Consider the following 1079-nt stretch of genomic DNA (forward strand, 5'->3'; position numbering starts at 1 on the left):
CCATTAGCGGAAGCCCAAGTCGCAAACCCACGCCGCATTGAGTGGCTACTGTAGATATCCGAAGGCACACCCGCCTGCGTGAAGATGCGACGAAGCATTGGGATCAAACTATTGGAATTGATGCCCCCATCAGCAAGGTTGCCCCAGCGATCGATCTTTCTGAAGACAGGGCCATGAGCAATGCCGGCCACAGTGATCCAATTGACGTAAGCCTGAACTGGACACAGTTTCTTGAGGGCAGGGGTGTGGAACGTCGTCCCCCGGTGCTGTCGATCACCTTTCGTGTACGGCAAATAGAACGTAATGCCGGCACCGGCCTCCGCCTGAGTATGCTCGACTTGGAGTCGTGCCAGTTCGTCACCCCGAAACCCCCGCCAGAATCCGATCAACACCAGGGCAATGTCGCGTCGACATTTCATCACGCTCTTAAGGTCATCCCGCTCAGACGCAAGATTCGCTTCGCGTTCAAGCCAGCTCACTGCCATCTCTAGATGGCTCAGGAGGAGAGGGGCCGCCTGTTTTTCTTGGGCTGGATGCAATGTCCGGATGCCCTTGAGCATCTGTCGCACATTCGGCGTTTTTGTTGGATCTGGAAATCCCTGCGTGATGTGCCACTGAGCCAAGGCAGCTAGGCGCTGCTTCAGTGTGCTGATGGTGTGCTTGTCCGCGTACTCGGCCAGGTAACGCACGATGCCATCGCCAGTCGCCGGCAGAAAGCCTCCCCAGGTCACTTCGAAATGCTCTACGGCGGCGCGGTAACTGCGCCGGGTGTTTTCCCGGGTACCGGCCTGCAGGTACCGATCAGCCTTGTTCATTTCGACCCTTCTACGCGAAACGTAATTTTTCCAGCGATGAAAATACAAAAATCAGCTTTATGATACGATAAGCCTCCATTATTTGATCATAGATTTTCGATTTTTATGACTGATTTTTTGCCTGGATGTATTATGTAATTACACATTATGTTTACACTACGAAATCGTAGGAGAAGTCATGGCACGTGGCGGTATTAACAGGGCAATCGTCCAGATAGCACGAGATGCGCTGATCGCTCGGGGTGTAAATCCCAGCATCAATGC

The 1079-nt window shown here is 53.2% G+C and carries 1 protein-coding gene; it reads right to left on the reverse strand.

Going from position 1 to position 1079, the window contains the following annotated elements; all coding sequences use genetic code 11:
- Nucleotides 1–815, reverse strand: an 815-nt coding sequence (locus tag AC1DRJ_RS29070) for a site-specific integrase (RefSeq protein ID WP_477805168.1), incomplete at its 3' end; no start/stop codon positions are given.
- Nucleotides 816–1079: the final 264 nt, after the last annotated feature.

Source organism: Pseudomonas sp. P5_B2, assembly GCF_056400445.1.